This is a genomic window from Chthonobacter albigriseus, assembly GCF_013839445.1.
GTDB classification, from domain to species: Bacteria; Pseudomonadota; Alphaproteobacteria; order Rhizobiales; family Pleomorphomonadaceae; genus Chthonobacter; species Chthonobacter albigriseus.
The window spans coordinates 145,179-165,214 of the sequence record NZ_JACDIT010000001.1 but is presented as its reverse complement, the minus strand read 5'-3'; the positions used below and the strand labels follow the sequence as shown (position 1 = coordinate 165,214).

Here is a 20,036-nt window from a genome sequence, read left to right as displayed (position 1 = left end):
TGGACCGGCCGATCCGGGTCGCCGTCCAGTCCCGGCTCAGAACAGGTTGAGCTGCACACCCCCGTTCGCCGGCTTGGCGAACAGCTCCGTCGTCAGTTTGGCCTTGTTCCGGTTAAGGCCCAGTCGCTTGGCCGCCATTTCGAAGCGTCGGCCGATCTGCCAGGCGTAGGGCCCGGTCCCCCGCATCCGCTTGCCCCACTCCGCGTCGTAGTCCTTGCCGCCGCGCATCGACCTGAGCACGTTCATGACGTGCCGGTAGCGGTCGGGAAATTCCCGCAAGAGAAAGTCCCGGAAGAGCTCCGAAACCTCCAGCGGCAGCCGCAGCAGCACGTAGCCGGCTTCCCGCGCGCCGTGGGCAGCCGCGGCGTCGAGAATCCGTTCGATCTCGAAGTCCGTCACCGCCGGCACGATCGGCGCGGCCATCACGCCGGTCGGGATCCCCGCATCCGAAAGCGCCTTGATCGCTTCCAGCCGCCTGTGCGGCGCCGAAGCCCGCGGCTCCATCGCCCGGGCGATCTTGCGGTCCAGCGTCGTCACCGAGATCGCCACCTTCGCAAGACCCTTCTCCGCCATGGGCGCGAGGATGTCGATGTCGCGGGTCACCAGCGCCGATTTCGTGACGATCGCCACCGGGTGGTTCGTCTTGGCCAGAACCTCCAGGATCGATCGGGTGATCCGATATTCCTTCTCGATCGGCTGGTAGGGATCCGTGTTGGTGCCGATCGCGATCGTCCGGGGCTGATACGACGGTGCGCCGAGTTCCCGCTCCAGAAGCTCCGCGGCGTTCGGCTTGACGAACAGCCGGCTCTCGAAATCGAGCCCGGGGGAGAGGCCCATGTAGGCGTGTGTCGGGCGTGCGAAGCAGTAGACGCAGCCGTGCTCGCACCCCCGATACGGATTGATCGACCGGTCGAAGGAGATGTCGGGGCTTTCGTTGCGGGTGATGATCGTGCGCGCCCGCTCCGGCGTCACCGTCGTCTGGAACGGCGGCAACTCGTCCGAGGAGCCCCAGCCGTCGTCGAAGGCGACCTTCGCCTCCGCCTCGAACCGCCCGGACGGGTTTAGGCCGGCCCCGCGGCCGCGCCGGCGGTCCTTGGGAACCGCGTGATCGCCAAGCCCGTCCGCGTGAACGGTGGCGTCCACGGCGACAGCGGCTGGGGATGAGGCAACGGATCTCGCGTTCATGGTTTGATCTTAGCGCAACAAGAGAACAAGGCAAGAACGAACAACCGTCCTGCCGCGATCTCCCCAGACATTCGTCCTCGCGCTTTTGTCAATGATCCGCTAGAAAGCTGGGATGCTCACGGTCGTCATTGCCACGGAAAACGACGAGGAACGGCTGGCCTTCACGTTGGCGGCCCTCGTGCCGGCGGCCGCCGAAGGCTGCGTGCGCGAGGTGATCGTCGTCGACGCAGGTTCCACGGACGCAACATCGGCGATCGCGGACGCCACCGGATGCGTCTTCATCGAAGCCAAAGGCCCCGTGGGGGAGCGCCTTCGCCGCGGCGCGGAGGCCGCCACGCGAGGCGAATGGCTTCTCTTCCTGCCGCCGGGCGCGATCCTGGAAGCGCGCTGGGAGGCGGAAGCCGGCGCTTTCGTGGAACGGGCGGCTCGGTCGGGACGGGCGGACGCCTGCGCTGCCGTGTTCAGCTACGGCCTCGACGACATGGGCCTCCTCGCCAGGCTGAAGGAGGTATGGGTCGCGACCGCCACGTCCGTGACGGGGCTTCCCCATCCAGCCCAGGGACTTCTGATCTCGCGCGGCTTCTACCGCCGCATCGGCGGCTTCCGGCCGCTCGCCGCCCTGGAGGACGTGGACATCTATCGCCGCATCGGCCGGTTCCGGATCGTCCGCCTCCGCGCCCGCGCGACCGGCGGCGCGGACCGATGGCCTTCGCATGCCGCCAGCCGGACCCGCCGCGCCGTGTCGCGGCTTCTGGCGGCGTGCCGCGTGCCGCCGCGCTACCTGGTCCGCCTGCACGGCTGACGTCTCTCAGGTGCCGACCGTCCTGGCCGCGCCGCGTCGCAGGTGCTCGTCGAGTCGCGGCATGATCTCCACGAAGTTGCAGGGCATGTGCCGGTAGTCGAGCTGCGCGGCGAGGATGCCGTCCCATGCGTCCTTGCAGGCGCCCGGCGATCCCGGCAGCACGAACACGTAGGTCGCGTTGAGCACGCCACCCGTCGCGCGGGACTGGATCGTCGACGTCCCTATCTTGTCGTAGGAGATCCGGTGGAAGAGGGCGGAGAAGCCATCCATCCGCTTCTCGAAGATCGGCTCGAGCGCCTCCGGCGTCACGTCGCGGCCGGTGAAGCCGGTGCCGCCGGTGGTGATCACCACGTCGACCTCCGGATCGCGCGTCAGGCGGGTCACCACGTCGCGGATCCTGTCGATGTCGTCGGTGACGATCTCCCGCGCCTTCAGAACGTGCCCCGAGGCTTCAAGGCGCTCCACCAGCGTGCGGCCGGACTTGTCGTCGGCCAGCGACCGCGTATCGGACACCGTCACCACGGCGATTCCGACGGGCACGAACGGGCGGCTCTCGTCGATTCGGTTGAGGGACATGGGAACTCCTCGCAGGCGGCGCGCCGGCCGCTCCGTCTATATCGCCGCGGCGGTTACCGGCGGCAAGCGGCACAATCGAACAGGCCATCGTCTTCCAGGCTGCTGGAATGACGCTTTTGCCGATCTGATCGGTTCAGTTCGGCTTCCCACATCTCGCTTCCCAGGCCCGCGGTTGCTATGCAGGGACAAAATGGCGCACTCGGGGAGGAGAAGCCGTGAGCGAGAAGCGACTGGTCGGATCGGAGCTCGAAGAGGCGGCCCTCTTTTTCCACAAGGAGCCCAAGCCCGGAAAGCTTGAGATCCGTGCCACCAAACCGCTCGGCAACCAGCGCGACCTCGCGCTTGCCTATTCGCCGGGCGTCGCCGCGCCGTGCCTGGCGATCGCTGCCGATCCGGGCCTGGCGGCCGACTACACCAGCCGCCAGAACCTGGTGGCCGTGGTGTCCAACGGCACCGCCGTGCTCGGGCTCGGCAACATCGGGCCGCTCGCCTCCAAGCCGGTGATGGAGGGCAAGGCGGTCCTCTTCAAGAAGTTCGCAGACATCGACGTCTTCGACATCGAGATCGACGCCACCACGGTGGAACGGGTGGTGGACGTCGTCTCGGCCCTGGAGCCCACCTTCGGCGGAATCAATCTGGAGGACATCAAGGCGCCCGAGTGCTTCGAGATCGAGGCGCAGCTCCGCGCCCGCATGAAGATTCCGGTGTTCCACGATGACCAGCATGGAACCGCGATCATCGTGGCCGCGGCGGTGCTGAACGCCATGGAGCTGGCCGGAAAGGCGTTCGGCTCGATCAAGGTGGTGGCCTCCGGCGCGGGCGCCGCGGCGCTCGCCTGCCTGAACCTGCTGGTCTCGCTAGGCGTGAAGCGCGAGAACGTCTGGGTGACCGACCTGGAAGGCGTCGTCCACGTCGGCCGCGAGGCCCTGATGGACCGTTGGAAGGCAGTCTACGCGCAACCGACCGACGCCCGGCAACTCGCCGAGGTGATCGACGGCGCCGACGTCTTCCTCGGCCTTTCCGCCGCCGGCGTGCTGAAGCCGGAGATGGTCGCCCGGATGGGCGAGCGCCCGCTGATCCTGGCCCTTGCCAACCCCAACCCGGAGATCACGCCCGAGGAGGCGCTCGCCGTCCGTCCCGACGCGGTGATGTGCACCGGCCGGTCCGACTATCCCAACCAGGTCAACAACGTCCTCTGCTTCCCCTACATTTTCCGCGGGGCGCTCGACGTCGGCGCCACCACGATCAACGAGGAGATGAAGCACGCCGCGGTCCGCGCCATCGCGGCGCTCGCCAAGGAGGAGCCAAGCGATGTCGCCGCGCGCGCCTACGGCGGCGTCAGCGAGACCTTCGGCCCGCACTACCTGATCCCGTCGCCGTTCGACAACCGCCTCATCCTGCGCATCGCGCCGGCCGTTGCTCGTGCCGCCATGGAGAGCGGCGTCGCCGCCCGTCCGATCACGGACTTCGCGCAGTACCTCGACAAGCTGCATCGCTTCGTCTTCCGCTCCGGCCTCGTCATGAAGCCGATCATCGCGGCGGCGAAGGGCTCCGGCATGCGCGTCATCTACGCCGACGGCGAGGACGAGCGGGTGCTGCGGGCCGCCCAGGTGGTGCTGGAGGACGGACTTTGCGTTCCAATCCTGATCGGCCGCCCGTCGGTGATCGAGGCGCGGTGCCAGCGATTCGGCCTGAAGATCCGTCCCGGCAGGGACTTCGCGACCATCAATCCCGAGGACGATCCGCGCTATCGCGACTACGTGGACCTCTATTTCGACCTGGTCGGGCGCAAGGGCGTGACCCCCGACGCGGCGCGCACCGTGGTGCGCACCAACGCCACCGTCATCGCCGCCCTCGCCGTCATGCGCGGCGATGCGGACGCGCTCCTCACCGGCCTGGAAGGCCGGTTCGTCAAGCACCTCCGCGACATCCGCAACATCATCGGGCTCGCCGACGGCGTCACCGACTATTCCACGCTGTCCCTGCTCATCTCCAACCGTGGGGCGACCTTCCTCACCGACACCTACGTGACCGAGGAGCCGACGGCGCTGGAATTGGCGGAAATGACGAGACTCGCCGCCGAGCAGGTCCGCCGCTTCGGCATGACGCCGCGGGCGGCGCTGCTCTCGCACTCCAACTTCGGCTCGGCGGACTGCCCGACCTCGCTGCGCATGCGGGAGGCGCTGGCGATCCTTCGCCGCGAAGCGCCGGACCTGGAGGTCGACGGCGAGATGCACGGGGACGCGGCGCTCTCCCAGGCTGTTCGCGACCGGGTAATGCCCAAGTCGACGCTGACGGGCGAGGCGAACCTGCTGGTGTTCCCGACGCTGGATGCGGCGAACATCACGCTGGAGGTGATGAAGGTCACCAGCGAGGCGCTTCACGTCGGGCCCATCCTGCTCGGTGCGGCCCGTCCCGCGCACGTGCTGACGCCGAGCGTCACCAGCCGCGGCGTCGTCAACATGAGCGCCTTCGCCGCCGTTTGCGCGGCAGAGGGACGATGACGGAGAGGTGAACCGCTAGGCTCCGCCGAGTGCGGCCTTGATGGCCAGCATATCCCGCCATGCCAGCCGCTTTTCGCTCGGATTGCGGAGCAGGTAGGCGGGATGGAAGGTCGGCAGAGCATTGATCCGACGCCGCCCGGTGTCGAATTCCATCCACCGGCCGCGCAGCTTGCGGATGCCCGTTCGCGCCGCCTCGCCGCCCAACAACGCTTTCGCCGGCTGCCCGCCGAGGAACACCAGCACGTCCGGGTCCACCAGTTCGATCTGCCGCAGGATGAAGGGGCGGCAGATCGCCACCTCCTGGTCGCTCGGCTCGCGGTTCCCGGGTGGCCGCCAGAACACCACGTTGGCGATGTAGGCGTCCGCCTCGCGGGTCATGCCGAGGGCGGCCAGCATCTTGTCGAGCAGCTTGCCCGAGCGGCCGACGAAAGGCTTGCCCTCGATATCCTCGTCGCGCCCGGGCGCTTCTCCCACGAACATCAGCCGGGCGGCGGGGTTGCCGTCGCCGAACACCATGTTCTTGGCCGTCCGCTTGAGGTTGCATCCGTCGAAGCGGGCGAGGATCGCCTGCAGCGCTTCCAGCGTCTCCGCCGATCGCGCCGCCTCCCGCGCCGCCATCACCGCATCCGAGCCGGGCACGGTCATCCCGCTTTCGGCAAGCCCTCGGGAAGCCGGCGCGGGCGCAGCCGCAGCCCTGCCATCCCGCCCACCCGGAGGGAAGGCGAGCGAAGGGGGCACTGGACGTCCCGTCGAGGCCGCCGGATTGGCTTGGAGCTGTTTGCGCCTGTCCCGTTCCGTCGCGCTCTCCGCGAACCGGTCGACCGGCGCATCGTCGAGAACGGCATCCACACCCATGGCGGCATACCAGTCCAGCAGCGCTTCGAGCGCCGCAGCCGTGCTGAAGGAGGAGGGCAGGGACGGGTCCATGGCGCGTTATAGCCTGCAAGCCGCCATCATGGGAGAGCGATGAAGCCTGTCGCGGACGTCCGACGTGTCGGACGGGTACCCGGCATGACTGCGACTGATCGGCCGATGAGAAAAGATGACCTTTTGTCAGCCTTTGCGTTGCACACCTCGATCGCTAGAGTGCGCCCCGATCTGATTGCTCCACGCTGCGGAGCGTTTGCCGAACGCGCGTGGACCGCCGGAAGGAAATGAGCATGGACGCCGTGGATCTGCCGGAACGCGACGCGATGGAGTTCGACGTGGTGATCGTCGGGGCAGGGCCGGCGGGTCTTTCCGCCGCCATCCGCCTGAAGCAGATCGCCGCCGAGGAGGGCCGGGAGATCTCCGTGGTCGTCCTGGAGAAGGGCTCCGAGGTCGGCGCGCATATCCTCTCCGGAGCGGTGGTCGATCCGATCGGTCTCGACAAGCTGCTGCCCGACTGGCGGAGTGAGCCGGACACCCCATTCAAGACCCCGGTGACCGACGACCGCTTCTACCTGCTGGGGCCGGCGGCAGCCGTTCGCCTGCCCAACTTCGCCATGCCCAAGCTGATGGACAACCACGGCAACTTCATCGTCTCCCTCGGCAACGTCTGCCGCTGGCTGGCGCAGAAGGCCGAGGCTCTCGGTGTGGAGATCTATCCCGGCTTCGCCGCGTCCGAGGTGCTCTACGACGACGACGGCAAGGTGATCGGCGTCGCGACCGGCGACATGGGCGTCCACAAGGACGGTACGCCCGGGCCGAACTTCCAGCGCGGCATGGCCCTCTACGCCAAGTACACCCTGATCGGCGAAGGCGTCCGCGGCTCGCTGGCGAAGCAACTGATCGCGCGCTACCGCCTGGACGAAGGCCGCGAGCCGCCCAAGTTCGGCATCGGCCTGAAGGAGCTCTGGCAGATCGACCCGGCCAAGCACAAGCCGGGTCTCGTCCAGCACGCCTTCGGCTGGCCGCTCGGCTGGGGCACCGGCGGCGGGTCGTTCCTCTACCACCTCGAGGACAACCAGGTCGCCGTCGGCTTCGTCGTCCACCTCAACTACGACAACCCCTACTTGTCGCCTTTCGAGGAGTTCCAGCGGTTCAAGACGCATCCGGTGATCCGCGAAACGTTCGAAGGTGGCAAGCGGATCTCCTACGGCGCCCGGGCGATCACCGAGGGCGGCTGGCAGTCGGTGCCCAAGCTGGTCTTCCCCGGCGGCGCCCTGATCGGCTGTTCGGCGGGCTTCGTCAACGTGCCGCGCATCAAGGGCAGCCACAACGCGATGCTCTCCGGCATCCAGGCGGCCGACGCCGTCGGCGAGGCGCTGAAGGCCGAGCGCGCACACGACGAGCTCATAGCCTACGAGGCGGGCTGGCGCGCCTCCGAGATCGGCCAGGATCTCTTCAAGGTGCGCAACGTCAAGCCGCTGTGGTCCAAGCTGGGCACGCTGGTCGGCATCCCGCTCGGCGCGCTCGACATGTGGATGAACGAAAAGCTCGGCGTCTCCCTGTTCGGAACGTTGAAGCACGGCAAGCCGGACCACGTCGCCACGCATCCCGCCAAGACGCACAAGCCGATCGCCTATCCCAAGCCCGACGGCAAGATCTCCTTCGACCGCCTCTCCTCGGTGTTCCTGTCGAACACCAACCACGAGGAGGACCAGCCGTCGCACCTGAAGGTGAAGGATCCGAGCCTGCAGCGCATCTCCGAGCTCGGCACCTTCGCCGGCCCGTCCCAGCGCTACTGCCCGGCCGGCGTCTACGAGTGGGTGACCGAGAACACCGATGTGCCGAAGTTCGTGATCAACGCGCAGAACTGCGTCCACTGCAAGACGTGCGACATCAAGGATCCGAACCAGAACATCGTCTGGACCACCCCGGAAGGCTCCGGCGGCCCCAACTACCCGAACATGTGAGCGCAGGACTCAGCGGACAGCCAGATCGACCGTCACCGGCAGGTGGTCGGACCCGAGGTCGGGCCCGACGGCATGGCGCAGCGCCACCAGTTTCGGCGAAACCACGATGTGGTCCACCGCGGCGCCGACGAAGGTGGGCATGTCCAACTCGCGGAAATAGCGCGTCGCCGCCGGCCAGATCCAGCTGCTGGTGACCTGCAGCCCCGTCTTGTCCAGGAAGCCCCGGAAGAACGGCGACCAGATCGGCGTGTTCCAGTCGCCGCCGACCACGACCGTTTTGTCCGCGGGTTCGGCGGCCACGAGATCACCGATCGCGGTCAGGAACGCGTTCCGCTGCCGCCACCACGGCTCGATCCGCGGTGTCGGCGCGTGTAGGCCGTAGACCACAAGGGCGCCGCCCACCGCCTCCGCCCCCGGTCGGCCGGCCACCGACACCTCCATCCGGATCGCCTTCAGGCCGTCGATGCTGCCGTTGCTGAAGTCGTAGACGTTCTTCGGCGGTGCGGTGAACGGCAACCGGCTCAGCACCATGACGTCGCCGCTCCCGCCGAGGTCCGAATAGGGGTAAGCCTCCCAGGTCCGCAGCTTGGCCCAACTCGGGCGGACCTCCTGCAGGATGATCACGTCCGGCTGCACGCTCTCCACATAGGCCCGGAATTCGGCGGTGTCGGTGTTCGACAAAAGCACGTTGAACGTCATCACCCGCACCAGTGGGCGCGGCTCTCCGGAACCTGTGTTTCCGGGCGACGCCGTCACGATGGCCGATCCGATCAACCCGGCCACCAGGACGAGCGCGATTGTCGGCCTTTGCCGGATCGCCGCCAGCACGATCAGCACCAGCAGCGCTGCAGCGATCGGCGGCGTCGCGAAGGTCAGGAGGTCGACCTCCCAGACCGTCGGGGCCAGGGTCTCGATCGTGTAGGCTGTGGCGGCGGCAAGCGCGATCAGCAGGATGAGGATCATTCAGGCCCTGATTCGGAAGCGTCGGCCGGCAGGAACGCTCCGGCTTGGAAAAGGCGACCGCCTTCTCTTGAAGCACGATCCGGGCCGAAAAGAGATGACGCCGCGGGAGTTCTCCACGCAGATCATAGCCTCTGCTGCCGCTTCAACCATCCGTGAAGGCGCGCGGCGTTGACGCGGCCTCATATGCGCCCGACACTTTTCCAGCACGGGGAGGGCGCCTGCCGCCGCGTGAGTGTGTCGTCTGCGGCGACCGGCGTTCCAGACCTCGACGTGTTCGGGAGGAGCGCATGACTGCGGCGAAGGTTTCCACGCTTGTCGGCTTCCTGCTCTCTTGGATGGCGGCCGCGTTGCCGGCGGCTGCGCAGGACCAGGCCGTCGACCTGGAACTGGTCCTTGCCGTCGACGTCTCCGGCTCGATGGACACCGACGAACAGGCGCTGCAGCGATCCGGCTACATCGAGGCGCTGCGCTCCAAGGACGTGATGGACGCCATCCGCACCGGCCTGCACGGGCGGATCGCCGTCACCTACCTGGAATGGGCCGGCCCGGCCTCGCAGCGCGTCGTGGTGCCCTGGACCGTTCTCGACGGCCCTCTCGCCGCGGAAAGCTTCGCCGCCACCCTGGCCGCCGCACCGCTCGGCACCATGCGCGGCACGTCGATCTCCGGCGGTCTCGCCACCGCCGCGGCGCTCTTCTCCGGCAACGGCTTCAACGGCTACCGCCGCGTCATCGACATCTCCGGCGACGGCCCCAACAACATGGGCGATCCGGTCCTGGACACCCGCGACGCCGTGCTCTCGCTCGGCATCATCATCAACGGGCTTCCGATCATGCTGAAGCCGGGCGCTCGCGGCTACGGCACCATCGACGACCTCGACGACTACTACGCCAACTGCGTGATCGGCGGCGCCGGCGCTTTCCTGGTCCCGGTCAACGACCGCGCCCAGTGGGTCGAGGCGATCCGGCGCAAGATGATCCTGGAGATCGCCGACACCTCCGACGGAACCGCCTACCTCGCCGAACCGATAGCCGACACCGGCTACGACTGCCTCGTCGGGGAAAAGCAGCGGCGGATGTGGGTCGATCCGTAACGGATGGATCAGCCCTCGATCCGGGAGAAGTCCGCCACCTCGTGGCACGCGTCCCGGATGGCGGTGAGCAGCGCCAGGCGGTTGGCGCGCAGGCGCTCGTCCTCCGCGTTGACCATGACCGCGTCGAAGAACGCGTCGACCGGCACGCGGAGGGCGGCGAGCGCCTTCATGGCCGAGCCGAAGTCCTCGCGCACGATCGCGGCCGCGGCTTCGGTCCGCGCGGCCTGCACGGTGGCCCAGAGCGCGCCCTCGGTCGCCTCGGTGAAGAGATCGGCATCGACGCTCGCCGCGATCGTGGTGCCCTTCTTCTCCTCGGCCTTCAGGATGTTCGCCGCGCGCCGGTAGCCCGCGAGCAGGTTCCGCCCATCCTCCGACGACAGCAGCGCCCCCAGCGCCTCCACCCGCTTGACGATCAGCAGCAGGTCGTCCTGGTTCCCGAGCGCGAACACCGCATCGACGAGATCATGCCGCGCGCCTTGCTCGCGGAGCTGGACTTTCAAGCGGTCGGCGAAGAAGGAGAGGAGGTCAGTGCTGAGGTGCTGCCAGTTTGCACTGCTCGTAGTCAGTCTCTTATGTCCTCCATTAAGGATCCAAGCCGCCTTGATCACCGGAATAAAGGTCAGTTTTGCAGAATTCTCCAGCACCAGCCGGATCACACCCAGCGCAGCCCGCCGGAGGGCATACGGGTCCTTGCTGCCCGTTGGCTTCTCGTCGATGGCCCAAAAGCCCACCAGCGTGTCCAGCTTGTCGGCCAGCGCCACGGCGATGCTGACCGGCTCCGTCGGCACCCGGTCGCCCGGGCCTTGCGGCTTGTAGTGCTCCTCGATCGCGGCGGCGACGGCCGGATCCTCGCCGTGCCGGGTCGCGTAGTAGCGGCCCATCAGGCCCTGCAGCTCCGGGAACTCGCCCACCATGCCGGTGACGAGATCGGCCTTGGCGAGTTCCGCCGCCCGCTCGGCCTTGTCCGGATCGGCGCCGACCAGCGGCGCGATCTCCCGCGCCAGCGCCTTGATCCGCTCCACCCGCTCGCGCTGCGTGCCGAGCTTCTCGTGGAAGGTGATGCTGTCCAGCTTCGGCAGCCGGTCCTGAAGCTTCACCGCGAGATCCTGGTCCCAGAAGAACTTGGCGTCCGACAGCCGCGCCCGGATCACCCGCTCGTTGCCGGCGACGATGGTCTTGCCGCCGTCGCTCGCCACCATGTTGGAGGTGAGCAGGAAGCGGTTGGCGAGCTTGCCGGTGGCCGGGTCCTTCAGCACGAAGCATTTCTGGTTCGCGCGGATGGTGGCGCGGATCACCTCGTCCGGCACGTCGAGGAAGGCCTCGTCGAAACTGCCCATCAGCACCACCGGCCATTCCACCAGCCCGGCGACCTCGTTGAGCAGCCCCTCGTCCTCCACCAGCTCCAGCCCCGCGGCGAAGGCGAGGTCCTTGGCGTCGTGCAGGATGATGTCGCGCCGGCGCGCCGGGTCGAGCACCACCTTCGCCTTCTCGAGGCTCGCCAGGTAGTCCTCGAAGCGGCGGACGCGGATCGGTTCCGGCGCCAGGAACCGGTGCCCGTAGGTGGTGTTGCCCGAGCGGATGCCGTCCACCTCTAACTCCACCACCACCGGTTCCTCGGTCTCCGGCCCGAAAGTGCAGAGGATGGAGTGCAGCGGGCGCACCCAGCGCAGCGAACCGCTGCCCCACTTCATGCTCTTCGGCCAGGGGAAGCTGCGCACCACCTTGGGCACCAGATCCGCGATGATCTCCTCCGCGGCCCGGCCCGGACGCACCGTTTCCGCCACGTAGAAGCGGCCCTTCTTGGGATCCTCCACGATCTTCGCCTCGGCGACGGAGGAAAGGCCGGCGCTCTTCAGGAAGCCCTGGATCGCCCCGTCCGGCGCATCCACGCGCGGCCCCTTCTTCTCTTCACGCAGGTCCGGCGAGCGGGCCGTGACCCCGTGCACCGTCAGCGCCAGCCGCCGCGGCGTGGCGAACGCCTTCGCGCCTTCGTAGGTGAGGCCCGCGTCCACGAGACCGCCCGTGATCATCGCCTTCAAATCGTCGGAGGCTTTCGCCTGCATCCGGGCGGGGATCTCTTCGGAAAACAGTTCGATGAGAAGATCGGGCATCGGGGGAGGGCTCTCCGGGGGATTTCGACGTGTGATTAGTAGGTTCCACGCCCGTTGTCACCCCGCCGCAGGAGCCGCGCGCGCCAAACGAAAGGCCGGGCGGTTCGGGCCCGCCCGGCCTGTCGAAAACGCAAAGCTTTGAAAGCCGCGCGGTCGTCAGTTCGACGGCAACAGCACGCTGTCGATCACGTGGATCACGCCGTTGTCGGCCGCGATGTCAGCCGTCACCACGTTCGCCCCGTCGATCGTCACGCCGGACGCGCTCTTCTCCACGCGCAGGGTGCGGTCCCCGCCGGCCTTGATCGTGCGGACGTGGATCGCCCGGCCCGGCAGCATGTTGGATTCCAGGTTGCGGCCGACCACGTGATAGGAGAGCACGGCGACCAGCTGGTCCTTGTTCTCCGGCTTTAGCAGGTTCTCCACGGTACCGGCCGGCAGCTTGGCGAAGGCCTCGTCCGTCGGCGCGAACACCGTGAGCGGACCGGGGCTCGCCAGCGCGTCGGCAAGGCCGGCTGCTTGCGCGGCCGCAAGAAGAGTGTTGAACGTTCCGGCGGACTTTGCCGTCTCGACAATATTCGCCGCGGATGCGGTTCCGGCAGAAAAAGCAAAAGCGAGCGCGCTCGCAAGTATTGCCTTGCGCATGATCTGTCTCCCATGTTGTGTTCTGGAGGCGGCGCGGCTGAGCGCCATCTGCAAAACCACTTACGGGCAGTATAGACAGGTGGATCTGCGGATCACGGACTGATGGCGTGATCGTGATCTTAGGCTTGACCGGAAGTCGGTATCAGGCGCCGCCGGCGGCCGTCTTCAGCCAGGCTTCTCCGCAGGCCTTCGCCAACTCGCGGACGCGCAGGATATAGCTCTGCCGCTCCGTGACGGAAATCACGCCGCGCGCATCCAGCAGATTGAAGCGGTGGCTCGCCTTGATGCACTGGTCGTAGGCCGGCAGCACCATGCCGTGCCGGCCATTGCCCTTTCCTTCGCCCGCCGCGAGCAGCGCCCGGCACTCCTTCTCCGCGTCCTCGAAATGCCGCTTCAGCATCTCCGGGTCGGCGTATTCGAAGTTGTGGCGGGAGTATTCCTCCTCGGCCTGATGAAAGACGTCGCCGTAGGTGACCTTCTCCGCCCCGTCCCGGCCGTTGAAGTTCAACTCGTAGCCGTTGTCGACGCCCTGCAGGTACATCGCAAGGCGCTCCAGGCCGTAGGTCAGTTCCCCCGACACCGGCGAACACTCGATGCCGGCGACCTGCTGGAAATAGGTGAACTGGCTCACCTCCATCCCGTCGCACCAGCACTCCCAGCCGAGGCCCCAGGCACCCAGCGTCGGGCTTTCCCAATCGTCCTCCACGAAGCGGATGTCGTGCAGCTTGGGATCGATGCCGATGGCGTAGAGGCTCTCCAGGTAGAGCTCCTGAAGGTTCTCCGGCGATGGCTTCAGGATCACCTGGAACTGGTAGTAGTGCTGGAAGCGGTTGGGGTTCTCGCCGTAGCGCCCGTCAGTCGGCCGGCGCGACGGCTGGACGTAGGCCGCGTTCCAGGACTTCGGCCCGAGCGACCGCAAGGTCGTCGCCGGATGGAAGGTGCCGGCACCCACTTCCATGTCGTAGGGCTGCAGGATCACGCATCCGCGTTCCGCCCAGAACCGCTGCAAGGTCAGGATCAGCCCCTGGAAGGAGCGGCGCGGGTCGTTCGGATCGAGCGCGGAGGCGGTCATGGACGGTCCGTGGAATTCGCGGGGGGAAAGGCGCGCGCAACGTAGGCACGCCGCCGGGACCGGTCAAGCGGGGGAGGGGCGGAATCAAAAAGGCCGGCCACAAGCCGACCTTTCCGCTCCTTGCCCGAGACGGTTCGCGCTTCGCGACAGCTCGAGGACGATTACTCGTCGTCGATTTCGCGCATCTGATAAACGCCCGTCCGCGGGTTCTTCTCCAGCGGAATGACGACGCGCTTCGGTTCCCGGTTGGCTTCTTCGAGCATATGCCCGATCCGCGCCATCTCGCGCTTCACGAAGCGACCGGCGACGTAGAGGCCTGCACCGGCCAGGGCCAAGGCGACGAGTGGCGGCATGTCCCAACTCCTCTATCCAGGGGGCTATCTCAACACTGCTTGGCGACGATGGCAAGAGTCGGGATAAACCTTAGGCGTTCAAAGCCCATAACGTGCATAAAGCGCACGAATTTCAACCGCTGAAAGGGCTTCCTCTGCTGATACGAGCGGCCCGAGCCCCCCGATCATCTCGTCGATGCCGAAACTGCGGCGGCGCAGGAATCCGCGCTCCCGCGAGACCAGCCTGAGCTTCGTCTTGTCTCCGAATCGGGCCTTGAGATCGGATCGGACATCGCCGGTCCGGTCGACGAGCCCCAGCGCCCGGCCGGCCTCGCCGGTCCAGAACAGTCCGGAAAACAGGTCCTCGCTGGCCGAAAGATTGGCGCCGCGACGTTCGGTCACGAGGTCGATGAACATGCGGTGGATGTCGCGCTGCAGGCTTTTGAGGTGATCGACGTCCTCCGCGTTCTCCGGCTGGAACGGATCGAGCGTCACCTTGCGCGTACCGGACGTGTAGACGCGACGGTCGATGCCGTGCCGTTCGATGAACCGGTCCAGGCCGAAGCTGGCCGACACCACGCCGATCGAGCCGACGATCGAAGCGGGGTCCGCCACGATCTCGTCGGCCGCACAGGCGATCATGTAGCCGCCGGACGCCGCGACGTCCTCGACATAGGCGATCACCGGCTTTTCCTTCTCCGCCGCCAACTGCCGGATCCGTTTGAAGATCAGGTGCGACTGGACGGGAGATCCACCGGGAGAGTTGATCACCAGCGCCACGGCCGGCGCTTTCTTCATCGAGAACGCGCGCTCCAGCGTGTGCGAGACGGCGGCCAGGGACAGGCCCGGCCGAAAAGGGGTGCCTATCCCGATCGCGCCCGAGAGACGCACAACAGGGACCACGGGCCCCTCGTCGCGGAAGCGGGCGGGGAGCAGCGACTTCAGTCGGTCAAGCACGAAGCATCTCCGGCGGGAAGGTGAGCGAGGCAAGGTGCATATGGCGATGGAAACCCAGCACGGCAACGGTTGTGGCTTCGGCTCATGATAGAGCCAGCGGAGATCCACGGAGAACGGCATCCGCTTCTGCGGTCCAGGCGCCATCGGCCTCGTGCAGGACGAGTCCCGGCAGGATGCGAAGCGGTGCCCGCCCTTGGGGTCGTCCGGTCACCAGAACCCGGCTTGCCGCTTCGCCGGTACGGGGATGAACCGGCAACACGGTAAGCGAGCCGAATCGGGTGCCGATCGCCCCGAACAGGCGCGGCAACTCGTCGGCGCGAAAGATGATCGCCACAAGTCCCTGCGGATGAACGAGAAACGCGGCCGTCTTCAACCATCGCTCCAGGTCGTCCGGATCGATCACATGCGCGACCGCCCGACGCTGGGCGGGCGAGGCACGCACTCGGTCGGCGGGATGATAGGGCGGGTTCATCATGGCGACCGCCGCGCAATGCTGGACCAGCCCGGCCTCCTCCAGGGACTCCGGACGAGTGACGTCGACAACCGCGACGCTCACATCGCCGCCTACCGCCGCGCGATTTTCCGCAGCGTTGCGCCTGGCCAGTTCCGCCGTCTCCGGATCGATCTCCACCAGCACCAGGCGCGCGGTCGGGGACCGCGTCTTGGCGGCGAGCCCCGCCACCCCCACGCCTGCTCCGAGATCGACCAGGGTGCCACTCACGCCGCTCGGGATCGCCGCCGCCAGGAGAACCGCGTCGAGGCCGGCGCGGTGCGCGCCGCGGGCCGGTTGCAGGATGGTGAGCCGACGATCCAGGAACCCGTCCGTTGTGATCGCTGCGGCAGGGGGCGTGTCCGTCATGATCCCTGGACCGGCCTCAGTTCGTCGCCGAGTCCCGCATCGGCGAGGATCTTGCGCGCTTCCTCGGCGTCGTCGCTGTCCACCAGGATACGTCGGGGGAAGATGCCGATCGATCCGTCCACGGCACTGACCGCCTGGTCCGCCACCAGCGTATGGATGTTCGCGTCGCGCATCAGCGCTTCCACGAAGGAGATGAGGACGAGATCGTTGGTCCGGATGAGCTCTTCCATGCCGCCTCGCTGCAGGCCCCCGGCGTCATCATAGGCCGGCGGCCGCTAAGGTCGAGCCCCGTCGGGACGTTGTCCCATTTGGCGATCAGCGCGCGCTTGCTCCGGCCGGGCTGCCTCCCTATGCTCTCGCGCGGATGGATCGGGGGCGGTCCTGATGGAGACGGGCGCGTGGGTGTGGTCGCATCGATGGAACGGCAGGTGGAGACCCGGACCGGCGCGGAGCCGTCGATAGCTCGTCTGCTGTCGCTCGTGGCGGCGGACATGGGGCGCGTCAACGACCTGATCATGGCGATGGCCGGCTCCAACGCCGACATGATTCCCGAGATCGCCCATCACCTCATCGACTCCGGCGGCAAGCGGCTGCGTCCGATGCTGACACTCGCCGCCGCGCGGGCCTTCGGCTACGAGGGTGACGGGCACGTCAAGCTCGCCGCCTGCGTGGAATTCATGCACACCGCGACGCTCCTTCACGACGACGTCGTGGACGAGAGCGAGATGCGGCGCGGCAAACTGGCCGCCCGTATGCTCTGGGGCAACCAGGCGAGTGTGCTGGTCGGCGACTACCTGCTCGGCCAGGCCTTCCGCACCATGGTCGACGTCGGCTCGCTCGACGCCCTTCGCGTGCTCTCCAACGCCGCGGCCGTGATCGCCGAGGGCGAGGTGATGCAGCTGGCGGCGGCCAAGAACCTGGCGACCGGGGAGGACTCCTACCTCCGCGTCATCAATGCCAAGACCGCCGCGCTGTTCTCCGCGGCCTGTGAAGTGGGCCCGATCGTGGCAGGGCAGGGCGAGGCCATGCGCCACGCGCTCGCCGCCTACGGCACCAGCCTCGGCCTCGCCTTCCAGCTCGTCGACGACGCGCTCGACTACGGCGGGTCTTCGATGACCCTCGGCAAGCGGGTCGGGGACGATTTCCGCGAAGGCAAGGTGACACTGCCCGTGGTCCTAGCCGCCCGCGCCGGCGACGAAGCGGAGCGGGCCTTCTGGTCGCGCACCATCGAGAAGGGCGAGATCGGCGACGGCGACCTGGAGCGGGCCATCGGCCTGCTGCGGACGCATGGAGCCATCGCGGAGACGGTCGCCCGCGCCCGCGCCTACGGCAACGAAGCGGTCGCCGCGCTGGCGCCGATGCCGGCCGGTCCCCATCGCGATGCTCTGGTCGAGGTCGTGGAGTTCTGCGTCAGCCGCGTCAGCTGAACGCTCAGGCGAGCGGAGCGGACCGGATCCACCAGTCCGGCCGCTCGGCAGCCAACCTTCGGCCCGCATCACGGGCCGCCTCGGCGTGCTCGAACAGCGCGAAGCAGGTCGCCCCGGATCCCGACATCCGTGCCAGCAGTCGCCCCTCCAGACCGTGCAGATCCTGAAGCAGCCGCGCCACCAGCGGCTCGACGGCGATCGCCGCCGGCTCCAGGTCATTCCGGCTGTCACGGAGATGCGCGATCAGGTCCGAACGGCCGCTGCCAACGGGCTCGCGCATCGCGGGGTTGTCGCGCCGGGCGAGGGCGCGGAACACCGAGGGGGTCGGCACGGGCACCCTCGGGTTGACGATCAGGATGCCGAGGTCGCCGGCGATCTCCACCGGTTCCACCGCTTCGCCGATGCCTCTCGCCCGCAGCGGCCGCGAATGCAGGCACATCGGCACGTCCGCGCCGAGGGTGAGCGCCAGCGCTTCCACGCGGGGATCGGCAACGTCGATGTCCCAGAGGCGCGCGAGCATCCGGATCGTGGCCGCCGCGTCCGCGGAACCGCCGCCCAGTCCCGCCGCGACGGGGAGATGCTTCTCCAGCCGGATCGTTACGCCGAAAGCGCGCGGACCGGCGATCTCCGCCATGCCGCGCGCAGCCCTCATCACCAGGTTAGCCTCGTGTGCGGTGTCCGCCAGATCCGCCGCACCCGGTCCGTCGACCACCAGGGCCAGCTCGTCTGCGGCGGAGACGGAGAGCACGTCACCGATTGCCGGAAACACCACCAGCGTGTCGAGCAGGTGATAGCCGTCCTCGCGCCGCCCGGTCACGTGCAGCGCGAGGTTGACCTTCGCGCGGGCGAGTTCCGGTTCGAGCATGGTTGTGCGGCCGGACCCGTCAGTTCTTGGTGGTGTCGACCTGCGCCGGTCCGGCATCGGCCGAGGCGGGCTGGTCGGGCGGCGGCATACCGTCCTGCAGCTTCTTCAGGATCTTGGCGAGCTCTTCGGGTTCCGGATTGCGGTCGCGCGCGTGGCTCCACTGGAAGCGGGCCTCCAGTTTGCGGCCCACCTGGAAATAGGCGTCGCCCAGGTGATCGTTGATCACCGGATCTTCCGGCTTCAGGTCCACCGCCCGTTCCAGCTGCTTCACGGCGTCCTCGTAGCGTCCGAGCTTGAAGTAGACCCAGCCGAGACTGTCCACGATGTAGCCGTCTTCCGGCTCCAGCTCGACGGCCTTCTCGATCATCTTCAGCGCCTCGTCGAGCTTCTCGCCGCGGTCGACCAGCGAATAGCCGAGATAGTTCAGCACCAGGGGCTGATCGGGTGCGAGCCGCAAGGCCGTCCGGAAATCAGCTTCCGACTCCGGCCAACGCTTCGTCCGCTCCAGGGCGATGCCCCGGTAGTAGAACAGCGACCAGTGCTGCGGTTCCGGCGTCTTCAGCGTATTGATGCCGGCCGTGTAGACCTTGGCGGCCTCGTCGAAGATCTTCCGCACGCGAAGCACGTTGCCGAGGGCCGTCACCGCGTCGAGGTCCGACGGGTCCTCCTCCACCAGCTTGGCCAGATGCTTGCGGGCATCGTCCACCTTGTCGAGGGCGTTGTAGTCGAATCCGATCTGGATCTCGGCGTTGCGCTTCAGCGGCGACTCGTCCGGCACACCGTTGAGGACCTCGATGGCCCGCTCGTACTGCTTGGTCCGCTCGAAGATCTCGGCCAGCGACAGCCTGGCGAGATCGGCGGTCGGATCGAGGTGAAGCGCCAACTGCAGATAGACGGCAGCAAGTTCGCCGGTGTCGTCCCGACCGATCGCGGCGCCAAGTCCGGCGAGGATTTCCGCCGCGCCCGCCTTCGGCGAGCTCACCAGGGCGGCGGGCTCAGGCTTTGCGATCTCCTCGGCCACCGCCGTCAGCAGCGGGTGTCCTGGCGCCCGCGCCAATCCCACGGACAGGATCTTCTTGGCTTCGTCCACATTGCCGGCCCGGGCAAGCGCCCGGATGAAAGCATCGGTGACACGGACGTTGCCGGCGTCGATCGCGAACGCCGCTCCAAGCCGCTTGACCGCCTCGCTGTGGTCGCCGGCGAGATCGGCGATCAGCCCCCCGTGGTAGGAGCGGAAGAAGGAGTACCAGTCCTCGCCCGAAAGCTTGTCGAGCCGGGCCAGCGCCTTCTTGGTGTCGCCCGCGCCGGCCTCCGCCCACGCCGACATCACCTCCACGGTAAGTCCGGCGAGCGGACCCACGTTAGCCGGCTTCAAACGCTCGATCGCCACCGCCCAGTTGCCCTTCTCCAGGGCGTCTGCACCGAGCGCGAGGCTGGCGAGCCGGTTGTCGCGATCGGCCGAAACCAGCCGCTCGCCGAATTCCATTCCGGTTTCCATGTCGCCGGAAGCGAGCGTCAACGCGAAAGTCCGCTCCAGCAGGAACGGATCGTCCGGATCGTCCGCCAGCGCTTCGGCGAAGTAGCGAGCCGAAGCGTCGAGGTCCGACTGCTGTCCGGCGAAGCGCGCGGCAAGATAGTTGCCCGAGAGCGTCTCGGCTGCCGGGTCCGCCATCGTCAGATCCACCCGCGCGGCGCCGGTGGCGAACAGCAGCATCACAGCGCTTGCGGCCAGGGCTGCGGCTTTCGCGGAACGGCGACGACGGTCGGTCCGGTTGGAGGAGGACTTCTGCATCGTGCGGCTCCGGTTCAGGCG

At 67.7% G+C, this 20,036-nt stretch carries 18 protein-coding genes; 5 read left to right on the top strand and 13 right to left on the bottom strand.

Annotated elements, in window-relative coordinates:
- Window positions 1-36: 36 nt before the first annotated feature.
- Window positions 37-1,185, bottom strand: coding sequence for a PA0069 family radical SAM protein (locus HZ321_RS00750; protein ID WP_181699238.1), 1,149 nt, complete (start codon window positions 1,183-1,185; stop codon window positions 37-39).
- Window positions 1,186-1,297: 112 nt separating this feature from the next.
- Here HZ321_RS00750 and HZ321_RS00745 point away from each other — a divergent pair, with 112 nt between their 5' ends.
- Window positions 1,298-1,987, top strand: a complete 690-nt coding sequence (locus tag HZ321_RS00745) for a glycosyltransferase (protein ID WP_181699236.1) — start codon at window positions 1,298-1,300, stop codon at window positions 1,985-1,987.
- Between the two features lie 6 nt (window positions 1,988-1,993).
- On the opposite strand, the gene moaB is transcribed toward HZ321_RS00745, so the two are convergent.
- Entirely contained in the window at window positions 1,994-2,563 is a 570-nt protein-coding gene (gene moaB, locus HZ321_RS00740) for a molybdenum cofactor biosynthesis protein B (protein WP_181699234.1), read from the bottom strand.
- Window positions 2,564-2,778: 215 nt separating this feature from the next.
- Between moaB and HZ321_RS00735 the strand changes: the two genes are divergently transcribed.
- The gene (locus HZ321_RS00735; protein ID WP_181699232.1) at window positions 2,779-5,067 is read left to right on the top strand and encodes a phosphate acyltransferase; all 2,289 of its coding nucleotides are present in this window, start codon (window positions 2,779-2,781) and stop codon (window positions 5,065-5,067) included.
- Window positions 5,068-5,082: 15 nt separating this feature from the next.
- Here the strand turns inward: HZ321_RS00735 and HZ321_RS00730 are convergent, their stop codons facing one another.
- Window positions 5,083-5,994 (bottom strand): uracil-DNA glycosylase, encoded by a 912-nt coding sequence (locus HZ321_RS00730; protein WP_181699231.1) that lies wholly within the window; start codon window positions 5,992-5,994, stop codon window positions 5,083-5,085.
- A 233-nt stretch (window positions 5,995-6,227) separates the two neighbouring features.
- On the opposite strand from HZ321_RS00730, the gene HZ321_RS00725 reads away from it, so the two are divergent.
- The gene (locus tag HZ321_RS00725) at window positions 6,228-7,904 is read left to right on the top strand and encodes an electron transfer flavoprotein-ubiquinone oxidoreductase (protein ID WP_206682709.1); all 1,677 of its coding nucleotides are present in this window, start codon (window positions 6,228-6,230) and stop codon (window positions 7,902-7,904) included.
- Between the two features lie 9 nt (window positions 7,905-7,913).
- Here the strand turns inward: HZ321_RS00725 and HZ321_RS00720 are convergent, their stop codons facing one another.
- Window positions 7,914-8,867 (bottom strand): endonuclease/exonuclease/phosphatase family protein, encoded by a 954-nt coding sequence (locus tag HZ321_RS00720; protein ID WP_181699227.1) that lies wholly within the window; start codon window positions 8,865-8,867, stop codon window positions 7,914-7,916.
- A gap of 287 nt (window positions 8,868-9,154) precedes the next feature.
- Between HZ321_RS00720 and HZ321_RS00715 the strand changes: the two genes are divergently transcribed.
- Window positions 9,155-9,958 carry a DUF1194 domain-containing protein gene (locus tag HZ321_RS00715; RefSeq protein ID WP_181699225.1) on the top strand — a complete coding sequence of 268 codons (804 nt, stop codon included), beginning with the start codon at window positions 9,155-9,157 and terminating at the stop codon, window positions 9,956-9,958.
- An 8-nt stretch (window positions 9,959-9,966) separates the two neighbouring features.
- On the opposite strand, the gene glyS is transcribed toward HZ321_RS00715, so the two are convergent.
- The 7 genes from glyS to HZ321_RS00680 all read right to left on the bottom strand — a co-directional run bounded on the left by glyS (window position 9,967) and on the right by HZ321_RS00680 (window position 16,161).
- Window positions 9,967-12,069, bottom strand: coding sequence for a glycine--tRNA ligase subunit beta (glyS, locus tag HZ321_RS00710; RefSeq protein ID WP_181699223.1), 2,103 nt, complete (start codon window positions 12,067-12,069; stop codon window positions 9,967-9,969).
- A gap of 156 nt (window positions 12,070-12,225) precedes the next feature.
- A complete protein-coding gene (locus HZ321_RS00705; protein WP_181699221.1) occupies window positions 12,226-12,711 on the bottom strand; it encodes a fasciclin domain-containing protein in 486 nt (161 codons plus the stop codon).
- Between the two features lie 142 nt (window positions 12,712-12,853).
- Window positions 12,854-13,783 carry a glycine--tRNA ligase subunit alpha gene (locus HZ321_RS00700; RefSeq protein WP_181699219.1) on the bottom strand — a complete coding sequence of 310 codons (930 nt, stop codon included), beginning with the start codon at window positions 13,781-13,783 and terminating at the stop codon, window positions 12,854-12,856.
- A 161-nt stretch (window positions 13,784-13,944) separates the two neighbouring features.
- The gene (locus tag HZ321_RS00695) at window positions 13,945-14,136 is read right to left on the bottom strand and encodes a hypothetical protein (protein ID WP_181699217.1); all 192 of its coding nucleotides are present in this window, start codon (window positions 14,134-14,136) and stop codon (window positions 13,945-13,947) included.
- Window positions 14,137-14,214: 78 nt separating this feature from the next.
- Entirely contained in the window at window positions 14,215-15,072 is an 858-nt protein-coding gene (locus HZ321_RS00690; RefSeq protein WP_342343790.1) for a S49 family peptidase, read from the bottom strand.
- An 82-nt stretch (window positions 15,073-15,154) separates the two neighbouring features.
- Window positions 15,155-15,931 (bottom strand): tRNA1(Val) (adenine(37)-N6)-methyltransferase, encoded by a 777-nt coding sequence (locus tag HZ321_RS00685; protein WP_181699215.1) that lies wholly within the window; start codon window positions 15,929-15,931, stop codon window positions 15,155-15,157.
- On the bottom strand, window positions 15,928-16,161 hold the full coding sequence (locus tag HZ321_RS00680) for a putative signal transducing protein (protein WP_181699213.1): 234 nt from the start codon (window positions 16,159-16,161) through the stop codon (window positions 15,928-15,930). Before HZ321_RS00680 ends, HZ321_RS00685 begins: the two co-directional genes overlap by 4 nt.
- 168 nt (window positions 16,162-16,329) lie before the next feature.
- Here HZ321_RS00680 and HZ321_RS00675 point away from each other — a divergent pair, with 168 nt between their 5' ends.
- On the top strand, window positions 16,330-17,358 hold the full coding sequence (locus HZ321_RS00675) for a polyprenyl synthetase family protein (protein WP_181699212.1): 1,029 nt from the start codon (window positions 16,330-16,332) through the stop codon (window positions 17,356-17,358).
- Between the two features lie 4 nt (window positions 17,359-17,362).
- Here HZ321_RS00675 and HZ321_RS00670 read toward each other — a convergent pair whose 3' ends face one another.
- Both HZ321_RS00670 and HZ321_RS00665 read right to left on the bottom strand, forming a co-directional pair.
- On the bottom strand, window positions 17,363-18,223 hold the full coding sequence (locus tag HZ321_RS00670; RefSeq protein WP_181699210.1) for a 4-(cytidine 5'-diphospho)-2-C-methyl-D-erythritol kinase: 861 nt from the start codon (window positions 18,221-18,223) through the stop codon (window positions 17,363-17,365).
- A 19-nt stretch (window positions 18,224-18,242) separates the two neighbouring features.
- The gene (locus tag HZ321_RS00665; RefSeq protein WP_181699209.1) at window positions 18,243-20,015 is read right to left on the bottom strand and encodes a tetratricopeptide repeat protein; all 1,773 of its coding nucleotides are present in this window, start codon (window positions 20,013-20,015) and stop codon (window positions 18,243-18,245) included.
- Window positions 20,016-20,036: the final 21 nt, after the last annotated feature.

What these genes read in the sequence shown, in the direction of transcription:
- HZ321_RS00700 (WP_181699219.1), bottom strand. Translation starts at nt 13,783, where the DNA reads ATGACCGCCTCCGCGCTCGATCCGAACGACCCGCGCCGCTCCTTCCAG.
- HZ321_RS00745 (WP_181699236.1), top strand. Translation starts at nt 1,298, where the DNA reads ATGCTCACGGTCGTCATTGCCACGGAAAACGACGAGGAACGGCTGGCC.
- HZ321_RS00680 (WP_181699213.1), bottom strand. Translation starts at nt 16,161, where the DNA reads ATGGAAGAGCTCATCCGGACCAACGATCTCGTCCTCATCTCCTTCGTG.
- HZ321_RS00715 (WP_181699225.1), top strand. Translation starts at nt 9,155, where the DNA reads ATGACTGCGGCGAAGGTTTCCACGCTTGTCGGCTTCCTGCTCTCTTGG.
- HZ321_RS00720 (WP_181699227.1), bottom strand. Translation starts at nt 8,867, where the DNA reads ATGATCCTCATCCTGCTGATCGCGCTTGCCGCCGCCACAGCCTACACG.
- HZ321_RS00665 (WP_181699209.1), bottom strand. Translation starts at nt 20,015, where the DNA reads ATGCAGAAGTCCTCCTCCAACCGGACCGACCGTCGTCGCCGTTCCGCG.
- HZ321_RS00725 (WP_206682709.1), top strand. Translation starts at nt 6,228, where the DNA reads ATGGACGCCGTGGATCTGCCGGAACGCGACGCGATGGAGTTCGACGTG.
- HZ321_RS00685 (WP_181699215.1), bottom strand. Translation starts at nt 15,931, where the DNA reads ATGACGGACACGCCCCCTGCCGCAGCGATCACAACGGACGGGTTCCTG.
- moaB (WP_181699234.1), bottom strand. Translation starts at nt 2,563, where the DNA reads ATGTCCCTCAACCGAATCGACGAGAGCCGCCCGTTCGTGCCCGTCGGA.
- HZ321_RS00670 (WP_181699210.1), bottom strand. Translation starts at nt 18,223, where the DNA reads ATGCTCGAACCGGAACTCGCCCGCGCGAAGGTCAACCTCGCGCTGCAC.
- HZ321_RS00730 (WP_181699231.1), bottom strand. Translation starts at nt 5,994, where the DNA reads ATGGACCCGTCCCTGCCCTCCTCCTTCAGCACGGCTGCGGCGCTCGAA.
- HZ321_RS00750 (WP_181699238.1), bottom strand. Translation starts at nt 1,185, where the DNA reads ATGAACGCGAGATCCGTTGCCTCATCCCCAGCCGCTGTCGCCGTGGAC.
- glyS (WP_181699223.1), bottom strand. Translation starts at nt 12,069, where the DNA reads ATGCCCGATCTTCTCATCGAACTGTTTTCCGAAGAGATCCCCGCCCGG.
- HZ321_RS00705 (WP_181699221.1), bottom strand. Translation starts at nt 12,711, where the DNA reads ATGCGCAAGGCAATACTTGCGAGCGCGCTCGCTTTTGCTTTTTCTGCC.
- HZ321_RS00695 (WP_181699217.1), bottom strand. Translation starts at nt 14,136, where the DNA reads ATGCCGCCACTCGTCGCCTTGGCCCTGGCCGGTGCAGGCCTCTACGTC.